We start from the raw sequence: 2684 nt of genomic DNA, 5'->3' as shown, positions 1-2684 counted from the left end.
CCCGAACGAGTACCACAAGGGCGGCATGCGGTCCGTGGTGTCGCAGCTGTTTGACAAGCTTTCGGCGGGCGAAACCGCGACGCTGTTTAAATCGCATCATCCCGATTATGAAGATGGCGGCCAGTTGCGTGACTTCGTCTGGGTCGGTGATGTGGTCGACATCATCATGTGGCTTTATGACAACCCGCAGGTCAGCGATCTTTTCAATATCGGCACCGGCAAGGCGCGCAGCTTCAAGGATCTGGCACTGGCAGTGTTTAGCGCCATGGGCAAGGAGCCCGATATCAAGTTCGTGCCGACCCCTGAGTCGATCCGCGACAAGTACCAGTATTTCACCGAAGCCAATATGACCAAGCTGCGCGAAGCGGGCTATGGCAAGGAAATGACATCGCTTGAAGAAGGCGTGCGGTCCTATGTGCAGGATTATCTTGCGACCGAGGATCCGTTCCGCTGAGTATCGCCTGCAGGGATCGGGGTGGGTTTGCCATGATGCTGCCCAACTCCTTTGCGACCTCAGAGCAGCCTTATGCCTTATCATCAAACCCAATCTGCTGATCCGGAGTATTCCAGATGCTGAGCCTTGCCTTTCCGGCGATAGACCCGATTGCGATTTCCATCGGCCCGATTGCCATTCGCTGGTATGCGCTGGCTTATATTGCCGGTCTGCTGTTGGGCTGGAAATATGTGGTCTATTACTGCACCAAAACGCCCAACATCATGAGCAAACGCGATGTTGATGACTTGCTGTTCTGGGCAACGCTTGGCGTGATCCTTGGCGGGCGGTTGGGCTATATCCTGTTTTACAATCTGGATTATTATCTGGATAACCCGGCCAATATCCTGAAGGTCTGGCAGGGCGGTATGGCATTCCATGGCGGGTTCATGGGCGTGATTGTTGCGATCATTCTGTTTGCCAGAAAGCGCAATATTTCCATTCTTGCCGTGCTGGATGCCGCCGCAGTGGCGACCCCGATTGGTTTGTTCTTTGGCCGGATCGCCAATTTCATCAATGGCGAATTGTATGGCCGCACCACCGATGTTGCGTGGGGCTTTGTATTCCCCAATGGCGGGCCGGAGCCGCGCCATCCAAGCCAGCTTTATGAAGCAGCGCTTGAAGGTCTGATCCTGTTTGTTGTGCTGTTTATCCTGTCGCGCAAGGCGTTCGTGCGCCATCGTCCGGGGATCCTTGGCGGCACGTTTGTCGCAGGTTATGGCATTTCGCGCATCATCGTCGAATTCTTCCGCCAGCCTGATGCGCAGCTTGGTTACCTTGCCGGCGGCATCACCATGGGGCAGGTTCTGTCGATCCCGATGGTGCTGGCCGGGGTTGGCTGCATTGTCTATGCGCTTAAATCCAAACCGATTGAAACCCGCATTCACCCCAAAGAAGCCGAAAACGCGTAATTATGACTTCTGCTACCGACAGCCCGCTTTTGGCCCATATCAAACGCCGGATCAATGTATCGGGCCCGATCACCATTGCCGATTTCATGACCGAGGCACTGGCCCATCCCGAGCATGGCTATTACCGCAAGCAGGACCCGTTCGGGCGCGCTGGTGATTTTATCACGGCACCGGAAGTCAGCCAGATGTTCGGCGAGTTGATCGGGCTTTGGGCGGCGGTCACCTGGCAACAGATGGGCAGCCCGCCAAAAATCGATCTGATCGAATTGGGGCCGGGGCGCGGAACATTGATGTCAGACGCGCTGCGTGCGGTGCGCAATGTGCCGGGCATTGGCGATGCATTGACCGTGCGTTTTGTCGAAACCAGCCCGGTTTTGCGGACCCATCAACAAACATCGATCATGGCGTACGGCATTCCGGCCACTTGGCATGAAACGTTTGATGACATTCCGACGCGTGCCAACGTTCCGGCGATTGTGATCGGCAACGAGTTCTTTGATGCGTTGCCAATCCGTCAGTTCGAGCGCGGCGAGAAAGGCTGGGCCGAGCGTTTGGTCGGACTTGATGCCAAAACCGGCGAACTTGGTTTTGTCCGAGGTGCTGAAACGCCGATCACGGATGCGCTGATCCCGGTCACCATGCGCGGGGCCGCAAAAAAGGGTGATATCTTTGAAAGCTGTGCGCCCGCAATTGCCATTGCCGATCAAATCGCCCGGCGTCTGAACAAGACGGGTGGCGGGGCGCTGTTTATTGATTACGGCCATCCCGGCAGCGCGTTTGGCGATACTTTCCAGGCGCTCAAGGGCCATGAATATCATCCGGTTCTGAGCGATCCGGGCGATGCCGATCTGACCGCGCATGTTGATTTTGCCGCCATCGGGCGGGCGATGAACGAGGCGGGTGCGCGTACCGGTGCGGTTCTAACCCAAGGGACGTTTTTGCGGATGCTGGGCATTGAACAGCGGGCCGAGCATTTGAAAACCAGTGCCGATGATGCCCAGAAAACTGCGATTGATCAGGCGTTGTCGCGGTTGATTGATGCCGGTCAGATGGGAACGCTTTTTAAAGTTCTGATCGCGTATGGTCGCGATACCACCCCGCCGCCTTGCGTCAGTGGCGTGGCGGGCTAAATTGATTGCGACCGGAACGGTTTTGGGAACGGAGCAGGCCAGCATGACACATCCGATCAGCCAGGTTACCAACGGGATCGAACGCAGCAGCAACGGGCTGACCTGGTTTGAAGCCGGGAACCTGTCGGACAAGGACGGCCTGCGCCACGG

3 protein-coding genes are annotated in these 2684 nt (G+C 56.7%); all 3 read left to right on the top strand.

The window, feature by feature from the left end:
* Positions 1-454, top strand: a 454-nt coding sequence (locus tag B3Z49_RS09935) for an NAD-dependent epimerase/dehydratase family protein (RefSeq protein ID WP_296990452.1), incomplete at its 5' end; no start/stop codon positions are given.
* 116 nt (positions 455-570) lie between these two features.
* Positions 571-1404 (top strand): prolipoprotein diacylglyceryl transferase, encoded by an 834-nt coding sequence (lgt, locus tag B3Z49_RS09930; protein ID WP_296990450.1) that lies wholly within the window; start codon positions 571-573, stop codon positions 1402-1404.
* Positions 1405-1406: 2 nt separating this feature from the next.
* Positions 1407-2534, top strand: a complete 1128-nt coding sequence (locus tag B3Z49_RS09925; RefSeq protein WP_296990448.1) for a class I SAM-dependent methyltransferase — start codon at positions 1407-1409, stop codon at positions 2532-2534.
* The last annotated feature ends 150 nt before the right edge of the window (positions 2535-2684 follow it).

The organism is Thalassospira sp. UBA1131, assembly GCF_002311515.1.
Taxonomy (GTDB): domain Bacteria; phylum Pseudomonadota; class Alphaproteobacteria; order Rhodospirillales; family Thalassospiraceae; genus Thalassospira.
The sequence above is the reverse complement of the archived record's forward strand: the minus strand, read 5'-3'. Positions and strand labels throughout refer to the sequence as shown.